Below are 3343 nucleotides of genomic sequence, written 5' to 3'. Positions count from 1 at the left end.
GTGAGTGGTGCTGGACGGGGTGCCAATGTTGGCTCTTTGCTGTGTGAAAGCAGTGAAAGCATGAAGGCATATGCCGTTCCGGGACACCGTCACCTGCCAGAGATTAAGCAAGGTTTGTCCGCCGCAGCAGAACGCCCGGTTGGATTGACATTTGTGCCGCACCTGACGCCGATGATTCGTGGTATTCACGCAACTTTGTACGGAATTCTGCGTGATCCGGTGGATCATGACCTGCAAAAAATGTTCGAAGAGCGTTATGCCAACGAGCCATTCGTTGATGTGATGCCCGCAGGCAGTCATCCAGAAACCCGCAGCGTAAAAGGCGCTAACCAGTGCCGTATCAGCGTGCATCGCCCGGGTAATCAGGACACTGTTGTGGTCTTATCTGTGATCGATAATCTGGTGAAAGGGGCAGCCGGTCAGGCGGTACAGAACATGAATATCATGTTTGACCTGCCAGAGACCGCGGGTCTGGAACAAGTGGGTATGATGCCATAAGGCATCTTTAATACTTGACTGAATTGCTTGGTTAAGCTGATAATGTCCGCCTGACTAAGTAGGTGTTATTGCAAGATGATTGAAACAGTAGATCCAACTGCGGAAGCTTCAATGATGTTCACCGACGCTGCGGCGAATAAGGTGCGCAATCTGATTGAAGAGGAAGAGAACGATAACCTGAAACTGCGGGTGTATATCACCGGTGGTGGTTGTGCCGGTTTCTCTTACGGCTTTACCTTTGATGAAGCTGTTGCCGAAGATGACACCACCATTGAGCGTAATGGTGTAGAGATGGTTGTGGACGCGATGAGCTTCCAATACCTGGTCGGGTCCGAAGTGGATTACAAAGAGGGCTTAGCGGGTTCTCAGTTTGTGATTAACAACCCGAACGCAACCACCACCTGTGGTTGTGGTTCCTCGTTCTCTATCTGATCCCCATAACGGGATGGTCGTCCGATCATCCCGCTCTTTATTTCGCTTCTGAAACGCCCGCGATATCTATGCCGGGTAAATTGCACCCAAAATGCGTTCCCCGCGTGCGCCGGTTACATCCGGTAGGTTACCACTCAGGCCGTTGAGCGTTTGTTTCGCCAGCCAGGCAAAGGCGCAGGCTTCAACCCAGTCAGGGTGTAATCCCAATGCGTCTGTTGTGTTGACCTTAATCGGACTCAGTAGCTGTGACAGACGTTTAAGCAACGTCTGGTTATGACTACCACCACCGCATACGAAAATGTCTGAGACGCCTTCTGGTGAAAATGTACATATCTGATCACTGATGGTGCGGGCAGTGAGTTCCAGCAATGTAGCTTGCACGTCTTGTGGGGCAGAGGTGCTGCGACAGAGCGTCATCTGTTCCTGTAGCCATGCCATATTAAATTGTTCGCGGCCGGTGCTTTTGGGGGCAGGCTTGCTGAAATAGGGAAGGCTTAGTAGCTGGTCTAACAGTTGGCTGTCTACGTTACCTTGCGCAGCCCAAAAGCCTTCGGCGTCATAACTGCGCTGTTGGTGCTCGGAAATCCATCCATCCAACAAGACGTTGCCCGGGCCGGTATCGTAACCCATGACGGTTTGGGACTGATCGGCCGGTAACCACGTGATATTCGACATGCCGCCGATGTTCAAGACAATGCGGGCATGTTGCCGGTCGGAAAACAGGGCTTTGTGAAAGGCAGGGACCAAGGGCGCACCTTCGCCTCCTGCAGCGATGTCGCGCGGTCGGAAGTCGGCTACGGTGGTGATCCCCGTCAGTTCACTGATCAGACTGGGATTACCAATTTGCAGTGTGAAACCGTGTTCAGGGCGATGCCGGATTGTTTGTCCATGGCTGCCAATAGCTGTCACCTGATCGGCACTCATATTCAGCGTTGCCATAAGCTTCAGCGCCGCATCTGCAAACAGTTGAGCCAATGTTTGATCCAGTTTGCCCATGCGGTCAATTTCATCATTGCCGGGGGTGCAGAGCGTCAAAATCTGATCGCGTACCGTGCTTGGCAGTTCGCAGCTGCAACTCCCCAATAACTCAAATGTTGGTGCAAAGCGAACCGCGACCGCGTCGATACCGTCAAGGCTGGTTCCAGACATCAGCCCGATAAAGATGTCGTGTTCTTTCATTGCTGTAAAACAGCCACTTGAGTGGTGCGGTAGGACTCAAGTTGTGTCATGAGTGTAGCGGCGACCGCCTTGAATGCAGGGCGCTCTTTCTTTGGAATAGGAGCCGCGTTTGGAAACTTTACGCGCATTGGATTTTTGTGTACGCCGTTTAGACGGAACTCATAGTGCAGGTGAGGTCCACTGGCCAGCCCCGACTGACCGACATAACCGATGATATCACCTTGTTTGACCCGGCTACCTGAGCGCTGGCCTTTGCGGTATTTCGACATGTGGGCATACAGGGTAGTGATGTTGCTACCATGCTGAATGATAACCGCTCGGCCAAAGCCGCCCTTGGTGCCGCGCCAGATGATTTTACCGTCACCTGAAGCTTTGATTGGTGTGCCGGTGCGTGCGGCATAATCGGTACCTTTATGGGCACGGATACGATTAAGAACGGGATGCTTGCGTTTCAGGTTAAAGCGAGAGCTGATGCGGGCAAAATCAACCGGCGTCCGCAGAAAAGCCTTGCGCATGCTTTTCCCGTTAGGCGTGTAATAGCTGCTCGTGCCGTTGCTATCGGTAAAACGCAGTGCCGTCACTAATCGTCCCTGGTTAGTAAACTGTGCCGCGATGATATTGCCTTCCCCAATCATTTTTCCATCGAGGAAGCGCTCTTCGTAAATAACGCTGAAGCTATCGCCCTGACGAATATCCAGTGCAAAATCTACATCCCAGCCAAAGATCGAAGCTAAAGACATGATCATGCGGTTAGAAAGTCCGGCTTTCTCTGCATCAACAAATAGCGACGAATTTATAACGCCGCTGGCATATCGGTGTTGAATCTCGGGTTTGCGTTCGATGATCTGGGAAACGTAGCCGTTTTCGGTTTTTTCAATCTGTGTACTTAGCAGTTTCGAACGAATCAGGCGGAGTTTCTTCAGCTCGTTGTTCTCGATCAGGAATGAAATTTCCTGGCCGGGATAGATTCGAGATAAACCCTTATTGTGACGCGAGGCGTTCGTAACGCTGTAAACGTCCTGAGAGCTCAGACCCGCTTTCGAAAAAAGCGAAGAAAGGGTGTCACCTTTGCCGATGGTGTAGCGGACCCAGTTCTCGTCGACCGCGGGAGTTGCGTTAGGTGTTGATACAGCAGGCGTTGCTTGCGCCGCAGGGGCCGGAATCTCCAGCTTAGCTTGCTGGGGTTGAGCGGCGGGCAAGGAGCTGCGTGTATCCGGTAATGGCAGTGATTCGC

Annotated in this window: 4 protein-coding genes; 2 read left to right on the top strand and 2 right to left on the bottom strand. The window is 52.2% G+C overall.

Going from position 1 to position 3343, the window contains the following annotated elements:
• Together ABYW01_RS17255 and erpA are read left to right on the top strand one after the other, a co-directional pair.
• A partial coding sequence (locus tag ABYW01_RS17255) for an Asd/ArgC dimerization domain-containing protein (RefSeq protein ID WP_372835124.1) occupies window positions 1–498 on the top strand: 498 nt, incomplete at its 5' end.
• A 75-nt stretch (window positions 499–573) separates the two neighbouring features.
• Window positions 574–930: an iron-sulfur cluster insertion protein ErpA gene (gene erpA, locus ABYW01_RS17250; protein WP_193954986.1), complete on the top strand. Its 357-nt coding sequence runs from the start codon at window positions 574–576 to the stop codon at window positions 928–930.
• Between the two features lie 66 nt (window positions 931–996).
• Here the strand turns inward: erpA and ABYW01_RS17245 are convergent, their stop codons facing one another.
• Together ABYW01_RS17245 and ABYW01_RS17240 are read right to left on the bottom strand one after the other, a co-directional pair.
• Window positions 997–2109, bottom strand: a complete 1113-nt coding sequence (locus ABYW01_RS17245) for an anhydro-N-acetylmuramic acid kinase (RefSeq protein WP_372835120.1) — start codon at window positions 2107–2109, stop codon at window positions 997–999.
• Window positions 2106–3343, bottom strand: a 1238-nt coding sequence (locus tag ABYW01_RS17240) for an OapA family protein (RefSeq protein WP_372835118.1), incomplete at its 5' end; no start/stop codon positions are given. The genes ABYW01_RS17245 and ABYW01_RS17240, both read right to left, overlap by 4 nt.

The sequence above is a fragment of the Pontibacterium sp. genome (assembly GCF_041587635.1).
Classification (GTDB): Bacteria; Pseudomonadota; Gammaproteobacteria; order Pseudomonadales; family Balneatricaceae; genus Pontibacterium.
Note: the sequence above shows the minus strand (reverse complement) of the source record. Positions and strands in the feature narration are given on the sequence as shown.

Coding starts and splice junctions, on each gene's coding strand:
- ABYW01_RS17245 (WP_372835120.1), bottom strand. CDS start 2,109: ATGAAAGAACACGACATCTTTATCGGGCTGATGTCTGGAACCAGCCTT.
- erpA (WP_193954986.1), top strand. CDS start 574: ATGATTGAAACAGTAGATCCAACTGCGGAAGCTTCAATGATGTTCACC.